Source organism: Agriterribacter sp. (genome assembly GCF_035497235.1).
Classification (GTDB): domain Bacteria; phylum Bacteroidota; class Bacteroidia; order Chitinophagales; family Chitinophagaceae; genus Agriterribacter.
On record NZ_DATJEB010000013.1, the window covers coordinates 1 to 25833 of the forward strand.

The 25833-nt window shown below is 40.8% G+C and carries 16 protein-coding genes; 7 read left to right on the top strand and 9 right to left on the bottom strand.

Going from position 1 to position 25833, the window contains the following annotated elements:
* From VL121_RS03040 to VL121_RS03050, 3 genes are all read right to left on the bottom strand, one after another.
* Positions 1 to 7285, bottom strand: a 7285-nt coding sequence (locus VL121_RS03040) for a DNRLRE domain-containing protein (protein WP_325402023.1), incomplete at its 3' end; no start/stop codon positions are given.
* Positions 7286 to 7566: 281 nt separating this feature from the next.
* The gene (locus VL121_RS03045; RefSeq protein ID WP_325402025.1) at positions 7567 to 8688 is read right to left on the bottom strand and encodes a hypothetical protein; all 1122 of its coding nucleotides are present in this window, start codon (positions 8686 to 8688) and stop codon (positions 7567 to 7569) included.
* Positions 8685 to 11129, bottom strand: a complete 2445-nt coding sequence (locus tag VL121_RS03050; protein ID WP_325402027.1) for a hypothetical protein — start codon at positions 11127 to 11129, stop codon at positions 8685 to 8687. The genes VL121_RS03045 and VL121_RS03050 overlap by 4 nt, the downstream gene beginning before the upstream one ends.
* A 694-nt stretch (positions 11130 to 11823) precedes the next feature.
* Here VL121_RS03050 and VL121_RS03055 point away from each other — a divergent pair.
* The 4 genes from VL121_RS03055 (at position 11824) to VL121_RS03070 (ending at position 13930) form a co-directional block, all read left to right on the top strand.
* Complete coding sequence (locus tag VL121_RS03055; RefSeq protein WP_325402029.1) at positions 11824 to 12600, top strand: helix-turn-helix transcriptional regulator; 777 nt, start codon at positions 11824 to 11826, stop codon at positions 12598 to 12600.
* Between the two features lie 58 nt (positions 12601 to 12658).
* Positions 12659 to 13156, top strand: coding sequence for a MauE/DoxX family redox-associated membrane protein (locus tag VL121_RS03060; RefSeq protein WP_325402032.1), 498 nt, complete (start codon positions 12659 to 12661; stop codon positions 13154 to 13156).
* A gap of 37 nt (positions 13157 to 13193) precedes the next feature.
* Positions 13194 to 13553 (top strand): hypothetical protein, encoded by a 360-nt coding sequence (locus VL121_RS03065; protein WP_325402034.1) that lies wholly within the window; start codon positions 13194 to 13196, stop codon positions 13551 to 13553.
* A 98-nt stretch (positions 13554 to 13651) separates the two neighbouring features.
* Entirely contained in the window at positions 13652 to 13930 is a 279-nt protein-coding gene (locus tag VL121_RS03070) for a hypothetical protein (RefSeq protein WP_325402036.1), read from the top strand.
* 112 nt (positions 13931 to 14042) lie between these two features.
* Here VL121_RS03070 and VL121_RS03075 read toward each other — a convergent pair whose 3' ends face one another.
* The 5 genes from VL121_RS03075 to VL121_RS03095 form a co-directional block, all read right to left on the bottom strand.
* Positions 14043 to 15323, bottom strand: coding sequence for a TlpA family protein disulfide reductase (locus VL121_RS03075; RefSeq protein ID WP_325402038.1), 1281 nt, complete (start codon positions 15321 to 15323; stop codon positions 14043 to 14045).
* 30 nt (positions 15324 to 15353) lie between these two features.
* Positions 15354 to 16733: a RagB/SusD family nutrient uptake outer membrane protein gene (locus tag VL121_RS03080; RefSeq protein ID WP_325402040.1), complete on the bottom strand. Its 1380-nt coding sequence runs from the start codon at positions 16731 to 16733 to the stop codon at positions 15354 to 15356.
* A gap of 11 nt (positions 16734 to 16744) precedes the next feature.
* Positions 16745 to 20011 (bottom strand): SusC/RagA family TonB-linked outer membrane protein, encoded by a 3267-nt coding sequence (locus tag VL121_RS03085; protein ID WP_325402042.1) that lies wholly within the window; start codon positions 20009 to 20011, stop codon positions 16745 to 16747.
* 175 nt (positions 20012 to 20186) lie between these two features.
* Positions 20187 to 21380: a FecR domain-containing protein gene (locus VL121_RS03090; RefSeq protein ID WP_325402044.1), complete on the bottom strand. Its 1194-nt coding sequence runs from the start codon at positions 21378 to 21380 to the stop codon at positions 20187 to 20189.
* 54 nt (positions 21381 to 21434) lie between these two features.
* Entirely contained in the window at positions 21435 to 22031 is a 597-nt protein-coding gene (locus tag VL121_RS03095; RefSeq protein ID WP_325402046.1) for an RNA polymerase sigma factor, read from the bottom strand.
* Between the two features lie 89 nt (positions 22032 to 22120).
* Between VL121_RS03095 and VL121_RS03100 the strand changes: the two genes are divergently transcribed.
* On the top strand, positions 22121 to 22510 hold the full coding sequence (locus VL121_RS03100) for a helix-turn-helix domain-containing protein (RefSeq protein WP_325402048.1): 390 nt from the start codon (positions 22121 to 22123) through the stop codon (positions 22508 to 22510).
* 40 nt (positions 22511 to 22550) lie between these two features.
* Positions 22551 to 22958, top strand: a complete 408-nt coding sequence (locus VL121_RS03105) for a helix-turn-helix domain-containing protein (protein WP_325402050.1) — start codon at positions 22551 to 22553, stop codon at positions 22956 to 22958.
* 217 nt (positions 22959 to 23175) lie between these two features.
* Here the strand turns inward: VL121_RS03105 and VL121_RS03110 are convergent, their stop codons facing one another.
* Entirely contained in the window at positions 23176 to 23892 is a 717-nt protein-coding gene (locus tag VL121_RS03110) for a hypothetical protein (RefSeq protein WP_325402052.1), read from the bottom strand.
* A gap of 317 nt (positions 23893 to 24209) precedes the next feature.
* On the opposite strand from VL121_RS03110, the gene VL121_RS03115 reads away from it, so the two are divergent.
* Complete coding sequence (locus tag VL121_RS03115; protein WP_325402054.1) at positions 24210 to 25652, top strand: Shedu immune nuclease family protein; 1443 nt, start codon at positions 24210 to 24212, stop codon at positions 25650 to 25652.
* Positions 25653 to 25833: the final 181 nt, after the last annotated feature.

Here is a 25833-nt window from a genome sequence, read left to right on the forward strand (position 1 = left end):
CGGTAAGCACGGCAGCCGTGTTACAATCTTCTCCACCCATTTTCATCCAGGCGCTCACTACTATGTCTCGACCTTGCACAGGCGAAAACCCGGGGCGTATGATATGCTCCCCTGCTACATTATCCAGGTTAACGCAATAGGTTTGAATGTCTCTTTCAAAAGACTGGGGCGGAGCTGTAACTACGGTAGCCGGGTAAAGAAAATTTACCGGGATAACACCTTTCTCAACTCCTGAAGCAGTGGCTGACCATTCAAGTTTCAGACGGGATGAGTTGTACGGGCTATGCAAATAGTGGATAAAAACCGGGTATAACTGCCCTTCAATTAGCGGCACTGTTATTGTTTCCTCTATCTCATTACTAAAAATAAAGCTGGAATTCCCTATTACCAGAAAGCAAATCCCACCTTTGGCGTTGAGGTAAAAACGATAATTGTCGGTAGTCCTGGCCTGAATTTTTCCCGTTATCAGCAGGGAGTATGCTCCCTGCCCGCAAAGGTTGGGCACAGGGGTGGCAATACCCCAATTCAGATCCAGCGAAGTTTCATTGCGCAGGTAGGAAGATACGCCACTGCTATAACACCCGGCGTCATCGGATTGGTCCGAAGATTGGTCGTATTTTCCGATCAGCCCTGTACCCGCGCCGATCACGCGGGTGGTATATACCGGCACCGAATCTACCTGTGCTGAAACCGCAGGCCATATCGTATCCGCGGCGCTAACCACTGCGGTAAGTAACGATTCTGATCCCGCATTTACTTTTACGCTATACCTGCCGGTATGACTTTGGGTGCTGTCTATGGTTACACCCGATTGATCTTTGACAAAATCAAATTCACGGTCGTTTTCGCAAAGCGGCTGGCAGGCTTCATTTTTAAAATTGTAATCTTCAAAGCCGTCATAAAGCAGTTCCCTGTACCGGCTGTTTTGCGCTACAGCCACTGGCAACGACTGGTTATAACCATACAGGCCGGCATTGTATCTTCCTAAGGGATCATAGTTTTCTATTTCAAAACCCCGCTTGTTATAAATGGAACTGGCGGCATTCCATACCCATTTGGTGGTATCGGCGCTATTGATAACACCTGTTGGGGTAAAGCTCCAAAAAGGCGTAAAGTCTTTCAGCACGCCTTCTGTGCGTATATCCGTATCCGTTATAGCCGCGTCGCTTTCCCTGCGATCGTGATACCAGGTATAGGCCCTGTTGGCCCGCCAGTTACCGAGGATGCCCCAGCGGTAAGGATTAGTAGCGGTGTCGGAAATGTTTTCTTTGCAAAGTCTAATGGTGGAATCTACATAGGCTCTGTAGTATACAGTTAATGTGGGTTTAGAGCAATTGCAGGAAGGGTATGGGTAGTGTCCGCACGGCAATACATGTACCCCGTCTTCGTTAGTAGCGCAAAAGCTGAGGTAATTGGTTTCACTAATATTTACATTACTTCTGCTTTCCTTTTGCAACTCAAATACAAATCCATTCCGGTTTTCAATATCATCAGAAATGTAATCCTGAATGAGGCCGGCACAATCAACTGATCCGTAATTGTTATAATCGACAGCAACTTTGGTCACATTATTCCCCTTGATATTTGTATATGATGTATTTGAATTAAAGGGGGTTGTAATCTTTTTTATCCAGGCGGCAGATGCGTTTTTATAAAAAGTCGTGGCGGCTTGCCAATCATAGCTTTGGCGATTGGAGGAAAGTGGGCAGTCCTTTTTTTCCGTTACCCTTGGTAAGAAATTTTTTGGTATTCTTTCTATAAAGGAAATATTGGCAGAAGTAATAATGGCATCCGTGGGAATTTGGTCAAGATCAAATTGCAGTATACTTTTTGTATAAATAGAGCGTGAAGGGCGGCAAGTGCTTTTTTCCATAAAATCAAGACTAGCGGCCACATATTTCGAATTTGAATAAAATTCTTTTCCACGCAATGTCAAACCTCCTGTTACATCGTACATCATTAAAGAAACACGGGGATTAATAATCAGCGGTTCAAAATCCCTATATACCCTCACCACGCTGTCTTTTACGTAATAGCTTTTTTCTACCTGCCACAGATCCTTATAGGTTGTTGACGCCGTTTGAATAATATTGGCATTGCTGTCTATAACGATCCGGTATTTGCCTGTTGTCCACTCTTTAACGGGATTACCAAGGGAAACAATGCTGCCCGCGCCGGCGCTCAGCATATTGCGTTTGCCGGAGCGGAGTATCCGCATGGATTCAATAAACCCATGAAAGGGTTTACCATTTTCGTCAATAAAATAAAGGCCTTTGTCATTTTCTTTTCCTTTAGCCGCATCAATGGCCCATATCCGAAAGCCCGTTGTTTTACCCGAGAAACTATATAAAGGACAGTCACCCGTTCTTGGGGTTACGGTTTCAATTAAGCTGCAGCTTTCCAGCAATATTTCATCTCCGCTCTCAAAAAACCGCTCTGCTTCAAAGGGTGTATCGTTCGCATTTAGCATCCTGCCTTTTATCACCTTTTTATTCTTAAACACCGCGTCAATGTTTTTATAGGCAGGCCCCATACCGCTGTAGGCCCAGTAAGCGGGGTAATTGAACTGGTATACGGGATCGTTAAATTCGTTGTTGGTACGCGATACCACCACATCCCCTGTTTCACTGTCAAATACCAGGTTTTTGGTAGACACGATGCTCCCCTTATCTATGACCACCATACTGTCTAATATGCCGTAGCGCTGAACGATCTTTACCGTTGCAGCCGACCGGAAAGTGTTTTCTTCTTTTTGGAACATGGGAAAATAGGTGATCACCGGGAGCGGGAACCATATAAAAGGGATCAGGTCAAGATTTGCCTGGTGGTTTTTAGAATGCGTAAAGGAATATTGTTCCCGCATATCATTCATGAGCTCAATATCAAGCCCGATAATGCCACTGGTATTGATCTTTCCGTTCAATGAATCTACCACCCATACCTTGTTGTTCAAATGTTTTTGCTCAACAGCCTCATTATCTACTTTATAAAAATGCCTGGTATATTGAATGGCATTGGCCGAATCGTTTTCACTGTAATTGGACTGGGCTTTCATTTTGCCGTTCATATCATTCAACTCTATCTTAAAGCCCTGCGACAGGGTAATATTTTGAACAGCGTTAAGCTTAAGCAAATTTCTTAATGTAGGGTTGTATCGTTTTTTACTGTCGCCATCCAAAGGTGTAAAATCAACAAGGGTGGGAAACTCCTTAGTGGTATAAAATTCTGTTTCCTGCCAGCCGTTAGCCGACCGTGCTTTGGTGTGTATCGTTCTTACCCTTACTTTGCTATAGCCCACCATAGCGGAAGGATAGAAAGACTCTCCCAGCGGCTTTTCGGTATACATGAAATTTTTCGGTGCCAGCACAGATGCCCTTTCCTCGTATTCCATGGGCTCGCGGAAAGGGTTTTCTTCACCGCCTATAAAAGGTTCGTATGAGGCAACACCACTGCTGATTACCAGGGTGTCTTTTATTAATTTCCTTACGCCCGATACTATAGTATCCCTTGCAATGATTTTTGAAGTAGTATAACTATAATCCTGGCCATAACTGGCTTCCCGCTGGTTGGTCATTTGTTTCCAGTTGTCAAAAACCTCCACCCGTTTTACGCGGTACCCGCCGCCGTATTTTATATGTGAAGGCGTATTGAGCCGGATAAAAGAGCGGGAAAGCTCAATCGTACTTCCCCAGTTTTTGGTACGGCTGTTGTCATAAAAGCCCTTCACCGTATTCCTTATCTCATTCAATGATGACGCCAGCATGGTAACCGCATCGCCTAAATTGATATTATCTCCCATTTCGGAAGTGGGGTAAGCTTTGGCAGTAAGGTTAAGCCGCATGAATTGTATTGCCGCCAGGGCTACCGGGTGCTTGCTATCTACCCTTGCCATTTTAATCCATATGCGGTGGTTGTTGCCACTTACCACACCATACTGGTTATTATCCGCTTCAATATAGCAGGGTACCGCTTCAGCACCCGATCCCCACCGGTCATTGGGCATATTAACAGCAATTTTGCAGTAGAGCTTTTTTACGCCTTCTAAGTATTTTCGATAGATATCGGCCTTATCAATTACCGGTTGGCTTACATCAATAAAAACATAATCATAATCATGCATATCCTCTCCGATCTTTTGATACGTCAACGGTTTGGGCTCATCGCTTTCGCTGCTGCCAAAGCCTGCAATGGAAAACAACTGCATCGCTCTCCTGTTTTGCACGTAAGCATAATCATCTGCTTCATAGGTTACCTTCATTAACCCGCCCGAAGGAAGCCTGATATCGGTGAGGTTCCATGCCGACGCGTATTCGGCGGCTTTATCCCTGTTCTGCACCGCATAGGGATATTCTATATTGTTTAATCCGCCGGGGTTAAACGCCGGGTCTTTATAGCTACCCCACATGTCGTAATTTTTACTGTTGTGTTGCGGGTTATACTTGTTTTGTTCCTGTCCCGAATGATCAGTTCCGTAGGAGAACGTGTATGGATTTTTGATGCCCTTATAATTGCCATTATAAGAAAACCATATCTTGCGTAAAGTGAGCTTACCTTTATTTTTATTGACATTGGCATTGGAACTTTCCGAAACAGCATTACCATTTTTATCAACAGGATTACCTGAATTATTGGGTGCATTCCTGCACAGGGAATAGTCGTATTCAAAATGAACGGATTTCACCGGCCTGGCGCTTTCACCATATTTTACCAGGTCGGCCCTTGAATACAGATCAATTCTTTCGAGCCGCCTTAATTTCCTGCCGGCATCAATGCCCCCGTTTTCATTAAGCACACCCAGGTTGTCTTCTCTTTGAGCGGTGATCGTAAAGGCAGCGATCATGGTTTTGGAAACAATAGAATTGAGATACCATACTTCTTTTTCCCCGTACATATACGTCCCCTTGTCATCGCGGCTATAGGTTTTAAGCCCTTCACTATAGTTCACCTTGTTTTGATCGTTGGGCGTGCGCCATTTATAATAGCCTTTACCCTTGCCATAGATCATGGAGTAATTAAATTTTACAGCATCGCCCAGATCATCGTCTGTAATGCCGTCTTCGGTAATATCTACATAATCGGGCGATACCAGGCCCGTAAGCAAAAAGGAATGCGCATAGGGTGGTAATATATCTTTAGTGAAAAAATTTTCCTTACCCTTATTGTTCAGCTTCGCCGTATTATCAGAGTCCGCAGCATATGCTGCCAGGCCTTTATCAATATTTTCCGTATTGGTTTCCTTTTCAACAGAAAATGTTACATCCCACTGCGCTGCATTGTAGGCAGGTAAACCGTAAATATAACGGCGCCCGTCTGCGTTAAGAACGGTTACTTCTGATAAATGATGGGCTTTACGCACTTCAGGGTCCATTCTTGGTATAGTATCCACTATGGTATCGGCACAGGCTCCGATCGGGATAGCATTTTCTTTATAGGAACGAATGATCCTGTCAAGCCCGTAAGCCTTTGCTTCATGCGCATTTTTGTAAGTAATTACCTGGGTTCTTTTATCCCGTTCAGCTTTTAAAAGCGGTCCGGTAACACTAATGTTTTTTACCGGTCGTTTATTGCTGTACGCCACAAGCGCATTAGCCGCGGTTACATCCCGGATGTCGCCGCCCAGCTTGATGCGCACAAGACTATCGCCGCCAATCTTATTGTAGTAGGCTGGCGTATTGCTTGTTTTTTCACCGGGATTGCGAAAATAAACGGGCTGGTAAGTGCTGTCCGCATCGGTAAAGCTGATGTTTGAAGTTATTTCACTTTTCCATGCCGCGTTACGGGTTGTAGCAATGGTTTCATTAAAATCCACTCCTCCTTTAAAATAAGTTCCGCCGCCGATATTAAATGCAAGGTTATCTGTTTTGCTTTTGGTTTGTAAATGATGATCCCTGATATAGCCGGCCTCGCTCCGGTAGGGCCGAAACATACCGCCTGTTCCCTCACCACTGATGTTATACACATCGTAATTGTATTGCGGCAAAGCAATATGAGGCGTGGATTTATAATTGAAATAAGATTCCTTTTCCCGGTTAAAGTCCAGCAGGGCTTCCGCATGATCATTGGCTTTTGAGTAATACAGGTAACCATAGCCCGGCAGGGATTGAAGCGTATCTTCCCATGCTATTTCCTGTTTGCTCACATAGCCCGAAATGGATGCATTGATGTAAGCCCCGTAAATTTCTCCCCCGTATTTGGCGCTAAAGGTATAATTGGTGCTTGTGAGCGGCATTTGAATAGAAGGCGTATAAGCGGGAGTGGCAAATGATATTCCGGAAGAAAACACACTTGTTGTTCCTAAGGAAGCATTCTCATAACGCGTTAATATTTCATTTTTATCATTTTTCTCACGCCATCCCACACTGGTGGAAGCAGATACTGCTGCATTAAACTGCAATCCCGTAAGCCCCATGCGCGAATTATAATTGGCGCCTATGCTGGCTGTACCCTGTAACCCGCTGTTTTGAGAAGCAAGGCTATAACTTAGTCCCGGCGAAATATTTAACCCCGACTGCGAATTATTCTGTAATCCAAGTGAGGCGGTAAGTGTACCCTTTGATGCGCTGCCTGCACTCAGGTTTGCGTTTATGCCATTCTCCGTTCCCCAGCCATTATAAGTGTTATTAAATACGCCCACATTAAAATTGAGCCCCAGCACACTACCAAATAATTCAAATCCGCCGGCTACACCTACACCCACTGTCTTATTGGTTTTAATATGCTGTATCCTGCTGATCTTGTCCTCACCGTTAAAGTCATCCGGAAGCCCGCGCATGCTGCGGTTGATGGTTCCGGGGTTGATGTTCCATCCCAGTCCCACCCAACTGGCTTCCTGGTCAATAGTAGCCCCGCCGTTATAATGAATATTCACAGGGTAACCGCCTACATCCAGCAAAGGAATGTTATAAGAGAAATCACCTGTAAACAGGTCTACCATATTATCTGCGTTCACACTTTTAAAACTGCTCATTTCGGGTTGACCGGGTCCGCCGATCATGGATTTCTTAAGCACTGCTTTCTGTTGCGGCATGTTTTTTACAACTGCAGGTTCAACTGCTGTGTTACTTTCCTCATGCCTCACCATCTTTGATACTGAATCGTAGGTTAGATTGAACAAAGGGGAAAAGGGATAGGGCAAAGCTTTATACGCATAGCCTTCGCTAGTATAGTGTTGGTTCCAATTCACCATTGCCAGGGTGTGAGCAGGCAACAGGGTTTCAATAAACATTACCAAAAGCAACAATGCCGCTACCTTTTTTTGTAGTTTTTTCCCCGATAAATAGTTCATTCGTATATTTTTAATTTGCCGCTTGCAGAACAGGTTTTGTGTAAAAACTTATATGAGCGTTTCATATACGGATACCGGCTAACCGCGGTCTGACGCTCCTTCACTTCCCGGGCTATCAGCTATCAGCCATTAGCCATCAGTGAATACACTCACAATTTCTCTCACGTTTCACGTTTCACTTTTCACCACTCACTATTCACCACTCACGCTCACATCCCCGCGGTCTGACGTTCCTTCGTCACGTGCCGACCGCTGTATTTTCATTTCCACATTTTCAAATTCTACTGTACTCCCTCCTCTCTCCTGAACTCAAATCTTAGCCGCCATTTTTCATTTCTGCCATTGATGAGCTCCAGCAGGTAAAAATGTTTATCTGCAAATGCCGGGTTATTACCCAGGTCAATATTGACGAGGTTTTGACCGGGGTGCAGCGGAATAGTGTCCCACCGAAATGCAATCGTATCCAGGTTTTTATCATCCAGATCATACATTGAGATATTCCACGTGCTGTCGCCGGCTTCATTGAAATACTCAAACTTCAAAAAATCTACCTGCAGCGAATAAGCAGGCTGATCGGATTTCACTAATTTGGAATAGGGCAGGTTGTTGGTTCTTATTCTGGGTATGTCAACCTTCCGCTTAAGCGTAAAAGACCAAACGTCTGTACGTGAAACCACCGCTCCGTTGCTTTTAGCGGTGATCCTCCAGGCATATTGCTTATCATATTGCAACACCGGCGCCGAAACAGGATACAAAAGCGATGTAGCGATCATTTCCGGCTGATGCAGCAATGGAATATTTTGCTGGATGGCATCAGCCGGCGACTGACCGGGGAGGATTTCCATCATATCCATATCATAGCGCAAATTGGTAAAAAAGCCTGCCGGAGCCGGCGGCAGCCAGCTAAATGTGGGATTGAGCTGCGTTTCCTGCGCTTCATCCCACGGCAGCAGCAGTTGCGGAGGGCTGAGCGGTTCTACTTCTATAAAATCACATTCTTCCGCAACCTGACTTACCATATCATGTTCCCGCCTGAAAAAACTAATACAAATAGAAAAATTGCCAAGCGGTAAAAAACCATTCGGGCCGGGTTCAATAACATAATTTCCATTTACCTGCGTATACTGAACCGGTTCCAGGAACGCCGCGTTAATTTGTGTAACACCGGGCGAAACATTTAACTCCCTGGCTACGCCAATCATTATCGGCTGCCCGTTAACAGCATCGCCCAATACTACTTCTAAATGCCCGGTAACTGCATACCCTAAAGTGTTGGTAAGTGTTATATTCCATAACTGTTGCTTTTGAATTACGCCGACCCGCTGTAGTTGCGGAGTAACAATTACCTGGGCGCGGGTAATGAAACCCGATAACAGTAAAATGGATGCAATGCGTAACCTCATAACTTAATTGTATTATTAAAGTACCTGGTAAATCCAAGGGTAAACCATTCGTTCTTGATTAAGGAATGCGCGCTTCCGGGCAAATAACCCCGCTCATACCACAGGTTAAAATCACCTATGCTTTGCAACCTGCACCGGAAATGGTAGTATAATCCTGTTTTAACTTCTGACGTGTTGTATTTATTGATTTTTACACCACCACCCGTACTAAAAAATTTTGTATAGTTTATGGTAAGTCCTCCATCCATAACATCTAATGCATACTGTTTGTTAGCTGTTCTGGAATACCCCATATTAGCGGTGAATAAGGGAAAAACGAATTGATGCCACGTATAAAAATGATTGGCATTGTAATACACGAAGCCGGTATCGCTTCCTGAATTATAAAACCTGTTATAGGTAATGGTTCCGTTGGCCCTCATTAACCCAATCCTGTATGCATGGGCCATACTGATATTTAATGACTGGTAACGGCTTTCCGCCACCCTGTTTCCAACAATAGTATACTGTGAGGATGGAATGTACCCGAGTGTTAAAGAAGGAAGATTTCTTTTACGCAGTGTTGCCGAAAAAGAAGTAAACACGGTATTGCTGTTGTACTGCTGAATGATAAAAGGATTACTGTAATCATTTTTACGGGCCGAGGCAAGCAGCCTGAGCTGCCTTTTCCACAGGTGTTGCTCTATACGCATACTCCAGGTGGCTGTATTGGCATTTACCCGGTAATTGGTGAAGTTTTGAAAATTGATCCCTGTTTTCTGGTAATACCCTTCAAACCGCGTTCCGGTTGAAGGCAGGTAACCCGAGACCTGTACAGAATAGGCTTTATTGCTGTTGTCACTGATCTTAAATCCCTGCTGCTTTGTAACGCCCTGCGCAGATACGTGAACAGGGCTGGTAGATTGGGCCGCTTCGGCTGTTACCCTAAAGTACTGACCAATCTGCCATTGTCCCTCAATGCTCATGCCGCTCAGGGGAGATGCCGCTAAACCGTTATTGGAAATAATTTGCTTTTTTCCCGAATAGCCCGTAATTATTAAATGACTCCCTTCCTTAACGCCATAACCAATAGCGGCTGCATAAACGCGTTGCGGAACGCGTGAAGGTTTTCCATACATAAAGTCCCTTGATCTGAAATCAATTTTACCCGCGGTAACTGCCGCATAAAGATTGCCGGCATTGTACTCAAAATTTATTCCGGTTACATTTAAATTTTTAACTGTGAGATTGCTCATATTGGGAAGCGTTCTGCCTATCGCAAATGACCGGACAGCATATACTGTATTCAGCATTCGATCGGTTTTTTTATCCAGTAATCCTTCTTCCTTTAGCTCTTCCCTGATCTGTTGTACACCCTGGATTGTGTACATATTGCCATTAACCATCTGCCGCAATTGCTGTATCTTTTTTACATTTGTTTGATACGCAAATTGCAATGAATCCCTGGCTGTCTCCAGCTTACTTAAGCTTTGTTGTTGCCGTTCATAGGCGCTGACAATATTTTTTGACGATTCAATCAAAGCATTCTTGTCACCGATACTGTCCGGAAGCCGGCCGGCATAAGCAATGTTTTGTTTTGCCTTTAAATACCGGTTCAACAACTGCGTTGAGCTTAATTGAAGCTTTATGGCTTTGATCCTGTCTTTAACGCCTTTTAAATTTTGAGTAAGCTCCGGCGGCTGTATTTTTTCTGTCAGACTATTCAACTGTCTGCGTAATTGATCCTGTTTAAGCCTCCGGAAAGATGGCACATTAAAGGCTACCCTGAAATCATTGTAATCGCGCAGAAAAACGGAGTTGGTTTTTCTTCCATAATAACTTACCTGGAAAGGCAGACCCACAATGGATACATCTAATTGGGCATGAACAAGATGTTGCCCCATATTCTGTTCCACATAAGGTGTATCAATAGCCGAACGGAACATATAATTGTAGTTGATATAACCGCCACCGATTTGGGCAATGCCTGAAGTTCCATCAAGATCAACCGGGACAAATGAGGTCAATTTTTTTGTAATGACATCTTTGTCTGGCCTGCGCAATGTTTGTTGTAAAACACTAACTCTTTTTTTAAGTTCCGCCGCCGGGAGGGAACGTAATTTTTTAACCAGGCTGTCTTTATGCATGTTTTTGGGATCGTATCCCAAATGAGATGCTAAGTACCTGCTAAGCGAATCCCTGTCAGTAAAGGAATCCAGCAACGCGTTCAGGCTGTCTTGGCCGCTGTGATTTTTGGGATTTTTAAATGTTGACTTAAGTAGCGATCTGATGGAATCTTTAAATGAGCGGAGGGAGTCTTTTGTATGACCTACAGCGTTTTTAAGTGAGGTGATTTTTTCAGAGACCAGATTATTTTTTACTGCCGGAAGCGTGTCTTTAACAGGATGATCCTGTATCTGAGCATTAACATAGGTATAATGTATACTTAGTAATGTTATCACAATACATGGACATAGCCATTTGTATGACATCTTTCGGCAAGGCATTAGCGTGGATTAAGGTTATCTATCCAAACTTAAAAATATAATTTGATATATGATAATGTTTTTAACATTTTTTTTACAATCCGAATGAAATAATTACAATTTATATGTTTGGTATTAGCCTTCAATAAAGACAAACCCTTACCAGTTGGCGCCCTGCAGCAAAAGATGTAGAACAAAGCATGGAGTTGTAAACACTTTTTTTGAGATCTTATCCAGGGGAAATGCTATACTTCCGCTTTTTATTGAAATGATCCTGACCTTTTACGCGATGAGTACCGTTAAATTAAACCCCTATCGTTTGGGCTCTGCTGATCCGTTTCCTGCTCATTAATTCCCTTAATGGATATAAAAAGAAACATTAAATTTGATTATGTCACGTAATCTTCCTGCATTACTCATTTGGCATTTGATTAATTGTAATTGAGCGAAACGATAATGATTTAAGCCTATGGACATTCAATTAACCCTAACGCTGGAAAGTGGTAAGACTTTGGAATTTTTTCCTGGTTTGCCGGCTGCTTTTAAAGGTCCCCTGCTTAAAGGCGCAACTTGCTCTTCAACCCATACACCTCTAGCTGAAATAACGCAGCAAAAACTAGTCGGTGAGGGATATTCGATTTGCTTGTTCCTGGGTAATTTTTTAAAGCGGATGTCTACAACCGGCTGGATTCATACTGAAGGCATGTACAATATCAGTATGCTGAAAAATTCCAACCGAAAAAATCTAAAGGGGCAGCCCAAAATTCATATCAGGGAAGATCAATATGCCAGTTTCTATACACAGCCTACAGCATGTACCACCTCAATTGAAGAGCATAAGGAGTTTCGTATGCTGGCGTTGTTCTATTCACCCCAATTATTACAGGAGTTAACCCCATATTTCCCTGAGCTGAAATCAATTATTGGTTCTGGTCTCACTACGATGATCACACGCAAACCTTTCTGGATTCCATTCACCTCAAAAGAGATCATTAACCAGATATTGAATTACCCGCATAGCGAAAGTACCAGGCAGTTTTATTTTGATCTTAAGATTAGGGAATTGTTATATCAAATATTAGAAAGTTCATTTAACCGAAAAGCTACAGACCTGTATTTTACGCCATGGGAAGTAAGCAAAATCCATAAAGCAAAAGACATCTTAAAAGAACATATAGCCAAAAAGCCGCCTTCCATCCGAGAGCTATCTAAGCTGGTTGCCCTTAACGAATATAAATTAAAAAGAGGCTTTCATCAATATTTTAATGCCGGTATAGCCCAATGGGTGCAGGAACATAAGATGCAGCATAGCAGGGAATTAATATTAAATACCAACCGGCCAATTAAAGAAATTGGTGCGCTGGTAGGTTATCCATTAACAACAAATTTCATCACCGCTTTCAGAAAGCATTTTGGCATGACGCCCGGTGAGCTACGTAGAAAATAATCCCGATTGCAAAACTTTTCATACCTGTTGCATAGCAGATTGCCCTGATAAAGAGCAAATGATTTTGGAAATTTACCAAGCCAATGAATGCAACATGAGTTTACTGCTTAAAAATACCAGAATAGCCGATATTATCTCCGGAATTTTCATCATTCTGTTTACTTATACCGCCGTAAACAAACTAATAGATTACTCCACATTCAGGATTGCCTTAGTGCAATCGCCTGTTCTTGTGAACTACGCAGATTTTATGGCTGTTGCTGTTCCGGCAGTTGAATTATTGATTGTTGTTTTACTCGTTTTTTCTGCTACAAGAAAAGCAGGATTATTTTTTTCTTTGATTATGATGGTTGCATTCACCTTATATGTTAGCTACCTTATGTTCTTTGCCAGCGAACTGCCTTGCAACTGTGGAGGGATAATAAAAGCATTAACCTGGAAACAGCATTTGATAGTAAATGTTATTTTGGTTGCTTTCGCAGCATGGGCATGGTTAGTTATAAAATCAAATAAAAATATTATTGCAATAAACAGGAATAGCCGAACACTTGTATAAAACAGTAGGCACATTTAATCAACAAAAATATTTTATTATGAAAAAGTTTCGTTTTGCATTGCTGGCGTTAGCTGTATTAATTTTCACTTTTGCGTTTACGCCAAAACCGGAAAAGGCTCCGCTTGTTACTGTGTATGCATTTACCGCTACAGGAGTGTTCGTAGGAAGCGCAAGCAGTGTTAGTATTCTTAAAGCCGCTTTTTGCCCGGGAGCAAATGAGATATTTTGTTTGCAGGTCTGGACCAGTAAAACAGAAGATGACCAACCGGCCGGAACAAGACTACCTGACATTAAAAAACCGATTGCTTTAGGAGGTAGTCCGCATCCAGAGGTCAATAAAAAATCAAACCAATCTGAGAATGAAGATAATTATGATAGACTTGGGAACTCCGTATAGGTTGATAAAAAACAAATAAAAATATTATTGCAATAAGCAGGAATAGCCGAACACCTGAATAAAACAGTAGGCACATTTTATAAATAAAATTACGTTTTATGAAAAAATTTCGTTTTGCATTACTAGCGTTAGCAGTATCGACAATAACATTTGCGTTTACGCCATCTTCCCCAAACGCGTCATTGGCTACTGTATATGGCTTTACCCCATCGGGTGTTTTTTTAGGCAGCGCTGCATCAGTTTCGATATTAAAATCTTCGCATTGTCCCGGTGCGGATGAAATCGTCTGTGCCCAGGTTTGGACAAGTATGACAGAAGATGGCCAACCGGCCGGAACAAGATTGCCTGATATTAAAAAACCTCAACCTCAGCGTTAGAATTATTTCCATAAAAGAGGCTGATTTCAAGCTTGAAGTCAGCCTCTTTATATTAAAACAAGAGAAAAAATAGGTGTGCTAAAATAGTCCTACTTAAAAAAGGAATGACAGTTTATAGTTTTGCATTATCCTTAATAATAATTACGTCCAGCCATCTATCTTCAATTGTTACCTCAAGATCAAAATTTTTAAGAAACCGATTAACCTGCGCAATACTTTCAAAACTTCTGGGCAACTGGATGTTAACTTTCCCTTCGTACCCAGTTTCATCAATAAATTGAGACGGAGCCCAGGCGTACCTTCCATAGTTCAATACATTTTCAACAGGATATTTTAAATATACATTTTCAAAGCAGAGTGTATCACTTACATAAAAAATGCCTTGTCTCTCCGTACTTTGGTTGGAAATAAATCTTCTTTGGGTTCCTGTTTTCCTGAGAACAAGACAAGGTACTTTTCTATTTTCCAAATAACTGGTGAGATTAAAAAAGTGATCCAACTCATTCTGCATTTCTGAACATGCTTTGGCTCTGGAAGTGTCACGCCACCAGCTATCATAGCAAAATGTATTTCTCTTATCTTCAGTTTCCTTTAGGCGCACTAATACGCTACCATCAATAATCAATCTGTTGTAATTAAAACCCTTTCCCCATTGGTCATAGGCCATGATGTATAAGCTCTGAAAATTAACATTTGTAGCCTGCGCTCTTAAAAAACCATTATCAGGATGCAAATACATGCCATCAGAAGCAGGCAAGCCAGGTTGGTGGGACGAAATTACATTGTACTTAAGCATTTTATCCAAGTCCAGGCTTTTTATAAGCAAATCAAAAACCGAATACTCCATATTGTCTTTTTTAACGGGCAAGTTAAGTTCCTCACCAGCTATAAGAGATCGGATGTTATTACGATTAATGGAGGTATGGTCTGTAATGGCTTTGATTTTACCCTGCCTATCAACCCATATTTCATGCGGAGCAGATGCATGAGGGAAAATCAGATGCAACAAAGTGTCGGCAACTACCGAAGGTAATTTTACATGCTTTATTTTATCTATGGTATTGAATGTACGAAGAGTTTTCTCTTTGGTTTCAAATGTAACCAGCAAAATATTCAGGTCATCTTTAAATTCTTTCTGTATCGAATCAAGTTTAGGAAAACTCTCAATACAGGAAGTGCATGCGGCAAACCAAAAGTCAATTAACAATGCCTTTTTCCCTACAAAATCTGTCAGACGGGCACTCTCGACAGGGTAATTAACGATACGTTTTACTTCAAGATTAATAATTGGGTCATCCACCTGCAAACCTTGGGAGCTTGCTCTTGAGATTGATAACATCCAAAGAGTTACTACAAGTACACACAGGTATACCTGGTATATTGAGAATTTCATTGTTGATCTGTTTAATGTATTAGAGATAATTTAGTATCCAGGGTTTTGTGTTAGGGATGGGGCGTATTTGATTTCCCTTATAGGTATTGGGTAAAGTGTATCTGTTGGCTGCCATCCTGGTTTAATTGGCGAAAGTACATCGGTTGATTTTTTTGTTCGCTTTAAATCAAACCAACGGGCTCCCCATTCGCAAAAAAGTTCAATACGCCTTTCGTGAGCTATTGCTGTGACCAATTCTTCCGCAGTGTGGGCAGCCGTACCCGACAGGCCTGCACGTGCCCTTATAATATCCACGTCATTCTTTGATTCATCAATTTTTCCCTGGCGGGCAAAAGATTCAGCCCTAATCAGATATTGCTCTGCCAAACGGAAAAGCATATAATATTCTGTAACTGGCATTCCATACTCACCAATCTTATATTTGAATGGATAATAATAATCCTGTCCTTCAACTGTTTTCAATGCAACCCAGCTATTTTTTCTCAAATCATCCGCTTCAATTGAGTTTAAAAAATAGCTTGTCAAAGAGAAACTGGGTGGTCCTGAAGACCAACTTGAGGGAACAAAAGTCAAACCTTCTGTAGTATTTACTCCTTCTACTATAGGCATAATTTGCCAGATAGCCTCGCTACTTGAAGCCAGGAACACATTATTGAGGTCAGGTTCAAGAGAATATTCGCTGCTGTTAATTATGGATGATGATTCCTTTTCTGCCAATTCCCACTGCCTTAATATTAAATACACTCTTGCCAGTAAGGCAGTGGCAACCGATTTGTTAGGTCGAACCCGTTCATTTGTGGGATATATGGTTCCTAAGAGCGCCTGTGCATTTTTTAGATCGGTGATAATTTGCCCATAAACCGAAGCAGATTCCGTTCTTGTAGCTTTTTGGGTTTCCAGGTAATCTGTTTTTAATATTAATGGTATATCTCCAAAAAGGCTAACGAGATAATAATAAATAAATGCCCTGCTCAAATACGCTTCACCAAGTAACTGGTTTCTAACCGGTATTGGTAGGTAGGTGTTGTTCTCAAGTCCCTCAATGCAGGCATTAGCATGATAGATTATATTAAATCCTTCCTGCCAAAAGTTTGCTACTACTACTGAGTTGCCTGGTGAAATTGCATTACTAGTAAATTCAGACAAAGTTGCGTTCGAAGTATTTGTATTGTAAAGTTCATCAGAACATAATCCTGTATATATAGTCACCCCCCCTGATCCTATAAACGGGGAGGTTGTCATCATACTTGCGTACATTCCTATCACAGCTGAGGTTGCAGTTTCTACATCTTTAAAAACAACGTCAGAACTTAACCTGTCAATAGGTGGTGCGGGCTCAATAAATTTCCTGCATGATGAGCTTGCATATAGAAGAAACAGTAATGGTATAAGGTATTTAATATATTTCATTTTAAGTTGACTTAAAGGTTCAAATTAATCCCAACGGCAATTGTTCTTAAAGTGGGTAACGCGTAGTAATCCTGTGTCTCTGGATCAGTACCCTTGTAACTGGATATGGTGAAAAAATTTTGGGCTGATACGAATATTTTTGAATCATAGGTTTTTATAACCTTGAATATATTTGCTGGCAACTGCCATGCAAGAGATACTGTTTTTAACCTCATAAAGGAAGCATCGCTGTAAACACCGTTTGATAACCTGAGCAGTTCCTTAGCCTCATAGGCTTCATTGTAAGTAATTGTAGTAAATTTTTGAATTGCTGTAACATCACCTGGCTGTTGCCAACGGTCAAGCACATATTTTGGCTGGTTTATGGGGAAGCCTGGAACGGAAAAATTACTATATATTGAATACAGGTAATTAAGACCTGTCTGCTTTTTAAAATCAACAAAAAAATTCAATTCAATTCTTTTAATCGTAAATGTATTTCTGATACCACCGTAATACCTGGGGTCTGTTTTTCCGCTTATTGTCAAGTCTTTAGAAATTGAAATGGTATTATTCTTATCAATGTCTTCAAAATCGAAAACACCCGTTGCAGGATTGGTACCCAAAGAATTTAGTTTATATATCAGATTCAGCGACTTTCCTTCAACATAGGAAGATGAGTATCCAGATGAACTTAAGCCATCGAAGCGGACCAATTTATTGGAAGGAATACTGATATTAGCGGAAATAGACCAGTTAAACTTTTTAGATTTAATGGGTGTCGCTGTAAACTGAAACTCATACCCCTTATTCTCTACAAGTGCCGGGAAATTACTTATTATACTGCTGAAGCCAGTTTGGAAAGCAAGAGTATAATCTACAAGTTGGTTGCCGCTCCTATTGTTAAAATATATCGAAGAAAAATAAATGCGGTCTTTAAAAAAGCCGAGTTCCAATGCAGCCTCAAACTTTCTGTTGGTTTCCCAGCCATACAGGGGATTGAATAATGCTGTGGGGTAAAGGACAGAAGTTCCCTGATAGTTGTAATAATCCACTGTCCATGTATCTAAATACCTGTAATCGCCGATTTGGTCATTTCCAGTAAGTCCATAACTTGTACGTACTTTGCCGTAGCTGATAAAGGGAAATAATTTTTGCATGAATTTTTCTTCCTGGAATAACCATCCAACCCCAATGGCTCCAAAATTTGCGAAGCGTTTGCGTGACCCAAACCGGCTGGAGCCATCCCTCCTACCCGTCATGTTAAGCAGGTACTTTTGATCCCAATTGTAGTTTATCCTACCGAATATCGCGGCATATTTATAATCTGAGAAAACGTTTAAGGTATTTGTTGATGTAGCAGAGCCAAGCGAATTTATGAGATTATCGCTTTTATATCCCTCAGCATCAACCGAAAGGGCATTTTGCTTGTTTTGCAAAAAGGTAGACCCGATAAGGATATCCAACCTCCCTTTTCCAAGCTGCGTTTCATATTCAGCCTGAGGTTCAATTATCCAGCTTTTATAAACATTGTTTGAAATGCTCAGGCTGCCGGTAGGGTTATTAGTTGGCCTTCGTGCTGAAATGGGGACTATAGACTTTTCAGATACCTGCATCGAATTATAGCCAAAACTGCTGCGAATGGTTATGCCTTTTGAAAGTCTGTATTCTACCTGAAGATTGCTGAGCAAATTATCAGATACGGCATCATATGTTCTCTTTAAATAGGCTAAAGGATTGTTGAAATAATATCCGCCTTCCTCCCAGTTTAATTTTCCATCGGGTGTATAGAGTGGAGGCGCATTGGGAGGAATGGAAAGAAAGGATGAAATGGATGTATTAAAAAGATTGTTTTTTGCGCTGGAATAACTTGAAGCCAGTCTTGCTGAAAACTTTTTGTCACCGGCAGTATAACTGATATTGTTAGTGAAAGAGATTTTGTTTATCCCCATATTTCCTGGAAATACAGTGCCTTCTTTGTTGTAGCCGGCACTTAAAAAAAGCTGAATATTTTCACTTCCACTGGAAAGTCCAATATGGCCATTGTATGTATGCGAGGTGTTGCCAAGCATCATCTTACTGAAATTACTATCTCTGGCGGTGTCCCAAATAAGTAAATCCGGAGCGTATCCAGGATCGAAACGATTAGTTGATGGATCAAAGCCATCATTAGCAATCGCTTCTTTGCGCATTTTAATATATTCAGCAGTATTCAACATCTCAGGCAATTCTGGAACTTTGCTCCATCCCGTGTAAAAATTCGCAAATACTCTCATCTTTCCTACAGTTCCCTTTTTTGTTGTTATTAATACGACGCCGTTGGCGCCCCTGCTGCCATATATCGCGGTTGCATCGGCGTCTTTTAGTATTTCTATGCTTTCTATATCAAGTGGATTGATATTGGCAATAGGACTAAGTCCTGATGTCCCATTACTGGTTGTGAGGATTGAAAATTGGTTGTTGATGGCTTGATTATTCGCGGCCAGCGGTACACCATCTACTATAATCAGTGGTTCCGACCCCTGGCGAAGTGAACTTTGTCCCCTAACCTGGATTTTTAAACTCCCTCCCGGCACCCCACTCGATTGAGTTACCACCAACCCCGGCACCTTACCGTGGAGAGTCGCGAGCGGGTCGCTTACCGGTTGCTGAGTTATTTCCTTGCTGTCTACCTTCCCAATACTGCCGGTATTTAATCTTTTTGTTGTTTTACCGTATGCCATTATAACCGTTTCGTCCAATAATCCCACTACCAACTTCATTGTTATATTATGAAATGCTTTTTTACCAATTGCAATTTCCACCTTTCCGTAACCCACAGCAGTAAATTCAAGGATGTCGTTTTCCAAAACACCCTTTAAGGTGAATTCTCCCTTTTCATTGGTAAAAGTGGATTTCTTAGATTTAACAGCAGTTACAGTTATTCGAAGCAATGCATTGCCATTTTCATCAGCAACTTTACCGGAAATATCTATTGTTTGATCGGGTTTTGTTTCTTTTTTGCCGGACTTATCAAGCACAACTACATATTTGTCTTCAATAGTGTAAGACAATGGCTGGTTCTGAAAACAATAATCCAGGGCTTCATTAACAGTTCCATCTTTTAACTGTATGGTAACCGGAAGTGCATACTTTAACTGCGCTCTTGTATAGATAAAGGAATAGCCGGTTTGTCTTTTTATTTCTTTCAGGGCCTTTTCTAACGACTCATTGCGAAGATCGAGGGAAACGGTTTGACCGTAACTACTGGCTGTAGCCTGCAGGCAACCAAAGAGCGTAAGTAAAATGAAGAGCCTCATAGTTAGTAAGGTTAGATACTTCCTGAGGGAAATCCGTAATTGCATAATTTTGCAGTGTTTGGGTTTCTAAATACAGTTGTTTGCGCATTTGTTTTTTAGGGTGTCCCAAACATTCGCCGGAGGTGCTCGTAACACTTCCGGTTTTTTGTTTGGTCCCCTCTCCTGTTTTTATCCGTCAGGGCGATACATAGATGATATTATTTTCGGTTTTAAATTTTACATATCCATTTAATTCCAGCAAGTGCAGCAATTTGGACAGTGGCTCACTCCTGTGTATGGTAGCATTGAATTGTTGCTTTACAGTACCCTGGTAAATAACCCTGGCATTGTACCATCTCGCCACCTGATTCATGATCCTTTCGATGGGTGCATCATGAAAAACAAAAAGTCCATCCTTCCAGCCTGTGATCGCTTCAATATCAACATTGGACGCAGTATTAACCGTTGATCCATTTATCACCGCCTGCATGGCAGGAGTTAATGCTGCCTGCTTTTCTTTACTTTTAACCAGCACCCTGCCTTCAACGAGCGTGATTGTCTTTTCTTTTTCATCGGAATAAGCCTGCACATTAAAATGCGTTCCCAATACTGACACGGTATTGCTGTCTGCAAGCGTTACTTTAAACGGCAGTTTTGCGTTGTGCGATACTTCAAAATAAGCCTCGCCTGTAAGTTGCACGGCACGTTCCTTGCCGGTAAAAGAGGCCGGGTACTGCAATGTACTGGCAGCATTCAGCCAAACCTTTGTACCATCCTGAAGCGTTACCTGGTATTGGCCTCCTGCCGGAGTAGAAAGTATGTGCGTGCTGACGTCAGCATTTGCCACAGCAGCCCCTCCGTACAGCAACTCCCCTTCCACCGGTTTGGAAACCTGGGCGTTTGCTTTTTTTAACACTATTCCTTCTTTTGCTGCGTTTAAATCAATTACCGTTCCATCAGGTAAGGTAAGCGTTGCATTATTGCCACCCGGTTGTAACGGCACCATTTGGTTCACCAGCAGCTTATTGTTTACGGCTGCCGGGTGTTTGAAATAACGATGGGCAAAGAACAGCGCTACTAAAAAAACGGCGGCTGCCGGCATCCATGCCCATCGTTTAATTGTTCTTTTAGGTTTTTCAAAACGTCCTTCGAGCTGGAGTTGTTTAAATATTTTTTCTGATTGTATCTTATCCATCCATTCGAGGTTGGCCGATACGTTTCGTTCATCCGTTAAATCTTCAAACAATTTCATATTGTCGTCACGCACATTTACCCAATCATCCAGCTCAATATGTTCGCTTTCTGTAAGCGTATTGCGTATATAGCCGGCAATAAGGTAGGCCACTCTGTAAGCCTCCTCATCCATTTGGCTGTATGGATTATTATTCATACTATTAAATTAGTGCATGCTTCTTATAAGAAAGTATGCAGGTGGAGAAATACCCTACAAAGTTGAAAAGAAAATTTTTCCCAACAGGCATAAAACCCCAAAAAAGCCGGGGCGCAGGATTTTTTGAAGTGCTTTGATACCCCTGAGTTTTTGGGTTTGCACAGTATGAGGATGAAGATTTAGTTCCCGCGCAATTTCACTGGTGTTTTTCCCCTCTAAGTAATACATCGTAATTACTCTTTTATTGCCCGGTGAAAGTTTTTGTAACGCAGAATACAATAACCGGCAGGTCTCTGCCCGAACCAGGAAACTGAAAGGGGTATTGCTCTCCGGTGTATCGTATGCGGAAGGAGGATCAAGCTGAAGATAGCGCTTTTGCTTTTGAACGGCTCTGAAACTATCTCTGCGCACTATGGTGTATAAATACGCCTTTATTCCATCGAAACTATTGAATTTAAAATGCATTTGCCAGGTTTTTACAAATGCTTCTGAAGCAATGTCCTGTGCAAGTGGCAGGTTATTTAGCCATTGATTGGCATAATGGGTTAGCGCAGGGTAAAATTCCTGGAAAAAGTACGAAAGCGCCTGTTCATCGCCACGCTGAAAAGCGAAAGCCTGCTTTTCTCTATGTAGTGTTTGGGTTCCACACATAACTGAAAAGCTAATTTAAAAGCAAAGATTCCCCAATTGACTTCTACCAGTTTTGGTTGACTTGTACTATATTTGACTAAAATTATGACATGGAAGAAACTGGTTTTCAAACCCGTAAAAAACATCACGGTAAAAATCTACAACGGATTCGTATATACCTTGGTGTTAAACAAAACGCACTCGCCTCAGATATCTCTGTGAGTCAACAAACTATTTCAAAATTGGAGCAACAGGAGATTATTGAAGAAGATATATTGAAAAAAATAGCGGAATCACTTGGTGTGTCAGAAGATTTAATTAAGACTTTTGATGAAGAAAACGCTGTTTATAACATTAATAACTTTAGAGACAATACACTCGAACAAGGCGCTACCGCAATTGCTCAGCAATTTAATCCTATTGAAAAAATTGTTGAACTTTACGAAAGACTTTTGAAAAGCGAAATAGAAAAAAATGAACTTTTAAGAAATAAAGAATAGCACGATTTCAAATTCATAATTTTTAAATTAAAACTATAAAATGGAAGCGATTAATCATAGCAATATGCTTCATATAGGAAGGAAAATTGAAAGGGTGCGCAGGCTGAGGGGAATGACGCAGACTGAGTTGGGTGAAGCATTGGGAATTACCAAGCAAGCAGTATCTAAAATGGAACAGAATGAGCAAATGGATGATGAGAAAATAAAAGATGTGGCAAATGCTTTAGGCGTAACCGAAGATGGATTAAAAAGTTTTCATGAAGAGCGCGTACTTTACAATACCAGTAATTTTTATGAAAATTGTGGAGTAACGGCAACTGCCATTAATGCCTATACCGAAACGTTCAATAATTTTCCTATAGAAAAAACGATGGAAATTTTTGAGAAGCTATTAGAGAAAGAACGGGAAAACTTTGAACGAACCAAACGTACAAAAGAAAATAAATAACTAACAACTATTTAATAGTAAGCCCCGGACAAGAATGCCCGGGGCTTTTGCTAACCTATGAAAAACACCGTTACCAAGATACTCAATAAACTTTAATTTTCTACAACCGGTTTCAAAAAACCGATGGTGCATCTCTATCCGCAGCTAAGAAAGTTTCCCTTAATGCTGTGAAAAAGACCCAATGTGTACAAAGGTAAGGTCATTATTGTATCGAACCTCAAAATGGCAGATCATTCGGCAATCCATAGCCCCAAGCATCTGTAGGAGTCGCTTTATTGAATCGCTGAAAGTTTGATCGCGATAGCTGATCAATAATTTCCTTAATCATTTGTTCAATAGCTGCAAGGAATTCATCTAACAGTTGTGATTTATGAATATAAAATCGAAGGCCATCGATATCTTCGCGCGTGGTTCCGTAGGAAAATATAATGTCCGCTATGTCATTTTTTAGTTCCTTCGTTTTTGCGTTTTGATGGACAATCAGATTGCGTAACTTTTGTATTGATGTAATTTTGATCCACGATTTATCAATTTTGATAAACTCTATATTCGTTAACTTATCAAGAAATATTCTTGCCCTTTTTAATATATTTCTGTCTCCCAAATCAGATATGGAAAATGCAAATGCAGTTTCTTTAATAATAACATTACATATCTCGTTGAGATTATTCTCCAATAAAGAGTATAGAGCTACTATCGAAGAATGGAAAAAATATGACGGCAATATAAGTGCCTCCTCAGCATAAATCGCCTCAATGATCATTTTATTCTCTGGAAAATCGGACACTTCTGTTTGCATCATTTTCTGTAGTTCATCATGGCGCCTGTTTAATTGCTCTGAATTAAAAGAAATGTATTCTTTGAAGTAGTTTAGTTCAAGCTCAAATTTTACACTAAGACTAGAGAAATCTATTTTAAAGAATTCTTCGCTCATAAGAGGTTGATTTTAGAAATTCTTAATTAACATCCCGAAACAAGGCAAAGAAATATCAGGAATAACCATGTATCTAAGGCAAAATCTATATTGGAAATCAAAAAATTGCTACGAACTTAGTTCAACTACACTATTAAAGATGTAATGTAAATGCGAATTTGTGTTTGCAATACAAATTCCTTTAAGGTTAAATAATTGGTGTAATTTAAGATAATCATCCATGAATTCGATGTTTATTTGCCATAGAAAAGCCTGGTACAAAAAAAATAATATCATCATCGCCAGTATGTCGACATTTTTGAACAAAATAATTACTTATGGCCCGGCCTTATTTTGCTAATTCATTGCAGCCAAATGGCGAAATCGAATTTAAAGAGATTAAACCGGGGCTGTATAGAGCATTTTTCACGCCTCCGGCTGAAGCACTTTTGCACATGAGCGAAGATCCGGCGGAATATAAAGCGCCTGTTTTCGAGATTGACAGTATACAAAAGCTACTTACTGTACGTCCCTTTCATGTACGCGGTATGCATTTAATGGCTTCGAAGTATAACAAACTTAGCACCATTACAATTGACTTTAAAGAGTACTATGAAACGTATACTCCAACTGCCGATAACATAGAAGACTTTTTGGGACTTGTGTTACCAACCGTATTTGTTGAAGATTATAATTACGGCTTAGGATTTAAACAAAATTACAAGCCCATCGTGTCCATGTTGGAAAATTTTGAAATAGAGACGTTACATCTTACAAAGAATGGCTTGACAACAATAGATTTAAAAGCAAAAAGAGCCACAATAATACTTGCAGATTTAACGAAGATGATCAAGAACATCGACAGCATTACCCAGAAGGCCCAAAGAGTATCGTTTAAGTTGAAAAGAGACTCTACTCATGAAATATTTTTTGAATTACTAAATAACAGTAAATATGAACCTGACCCAAAAGCTGACAATACCAATCTTGCTAAACTTATGGGGGTGTCTACCAAGTTTATGGAGGATGGTGCGACTAAAAAGGAGCAGATTGAAGCAATAGACGTTATCACTAAAAACCGCAAGAAAATAATATCTGAACAGCCGGAGCAATTACTGAAACTTCGCAACGATATTGAATTAGTGACCCTGGAAGAACTCATAAGCGAATTTGAGCTCATGCTCAGTAAAAACTTTCCCGAAGCCCATTGGCAAAAACTGTTTGATCAAAACCTATTCATTTTAAATATGGCATTTGGCGTTCCCATTGTAAAAGTGCAAGGACAGGCTTCCGTTGGTGGTATTAAGCTTTCCGGCAAGGGAAATAAAATTGCAGATTTCTTGGTTAAAAATAGCATTACAGGAAATGCCGCAATAGTGGAAATCAAAACTCCAGCGACTAAACTAATAAATACGGGTAAATATAGAGATTGTGTTTTTGGTCCCTCAATCGAATTGACTGCAGCAATAAATCAGGTACTGGATCAAATTTTTAAATTCCAAAAAGAAATAAATAATCTAAAAGTAGAAAGCCGGGAATATGACCTTCAGTCATATTCCGTTCAGGGAATTTTGATCGCCGGTCACTCGATGAGCTTTCCAGGCGAACAGCAATCATTTGAACTTTTTAGGGGTAATTCTAAAAGTGTGCAGATTATTACTTTTGATGAATTACTGGCTAAACTTAAAGGTCTCCGTGATTTCCTTGCACCGAACCAATCATCTGCAGAAAAGCCGCAAGCAATAGAAGCTATTATTGATAATGATGAGTTACCATTTTAACGAAACATTGTGCACCATAAAAGCTCTAAATACCTCAACAAATAGTTTAAAATGCAAAATATTTCAAGCAAGAAAAAGCCCAGGAAAAAGTCCGGATACTACATTATAAAACACGAACTACTCTGGTCTGTTGGACTACCATTATTAGGAGGTTTTTTGCAGCGGGTGTATACACTGGTAA

Bases quoted from the DNA above. Each gene is read 5' to 3' on its own strand.
- VL121_RS03075 (WP_325402038.1), bottom strand. From the start codon at position 15,323: ATGAAATTCTCAATATACCAGGTATACCTGTGTGTACTTGTAGTAACT.
- VL121_RS03090 (WP_325402044.1), bottom strand. From the start codon at position 21,380: ATGAATAATAATCCATACAGCCAAATGGATGAGGAGGCTTACAGAGTG.
- VL121_RS03080 (WP_325402040.1), bottom strand. From the start codon at position 16,733: ATGAAATATATTAAATACCTTATACCATTACTGTTTCTTCTATATGCA.
- VL121_RS03105 (WP_325402050.1), top strand. From the start codon at position 22,551: ATGGAAGCGATTAATCATAGCAATATGCTTCATATAGGAAGGAAAATT.
- VL121_RS03085 (WP_325402042.1), bottom strand. From the start codon at position 20,011: ATGAGGCTCTTCATTTTACTTACGCTCTTTGGTTGCCTGCAGGCTACA.
- VL121_RS03110 (WP_325402052.1), bottom strand. From the start codon at position 23,892: ATGAGCGAAGAATTCTTTAAAATAGATTTCTCTAGTCTTAGTGTAAAA.
- VL121_RS03070 (WP_325402036.1), top strand. From the start codon at position 13,652: ATGAAAAAATTTCGTTTTGCATTACTAGCGTTAGCAGTATCGACAATA.
- VL121_RS03100 (WP_325402048.1), top strand. From the start codon at position 22,121: ATGGAAGAAACTGGTTTTCAAACCCGTAAAAAACATCACGGTAAAAAT.
- VL121_RS03045 (WP_325402025.1), bottom strand. From the start codon at position 8,688: ATGAGGTTACGCATTGCATCCATTTTACTGTTATCGGGTTTCATTACC.
- VL121_RS03065 (WP_325402034.1), top strand. From the start codon at position 13,194: ATGAAAAAGTTTCGTTTTGCATTGCTGGCGTTAGCTGTATTAATTTTC.
- VL121_RS03115 (WP_325402054.1), top strand. From the start codon at position 24,210: ATGGCCCGGCCTTATTTTGCTAATTCATTGCAGCCAAATGGCGAAATC.
- VL121_RS03095 (WP_325402046.1), bottom strand. From the start codon at position 22,031: ATGTGTGGAACCCAAACACTACATAGAGAAAAGCAGGCTTTCGCTTTT.
- VL121_RS03055 (WP_325402029.1), top strand. From the start codon at position 11,824: ATGTCTACAACCGGCTGGATTCATACTGAAGGCATGTACAATATCAGT.
- VL121_RS03060 (WP_325402032.1), top strand. From the start codon at position 12,659: ATGATTTTGGAAATTTACCAAGCCAATGAATGCAACATGAGTTTACTG.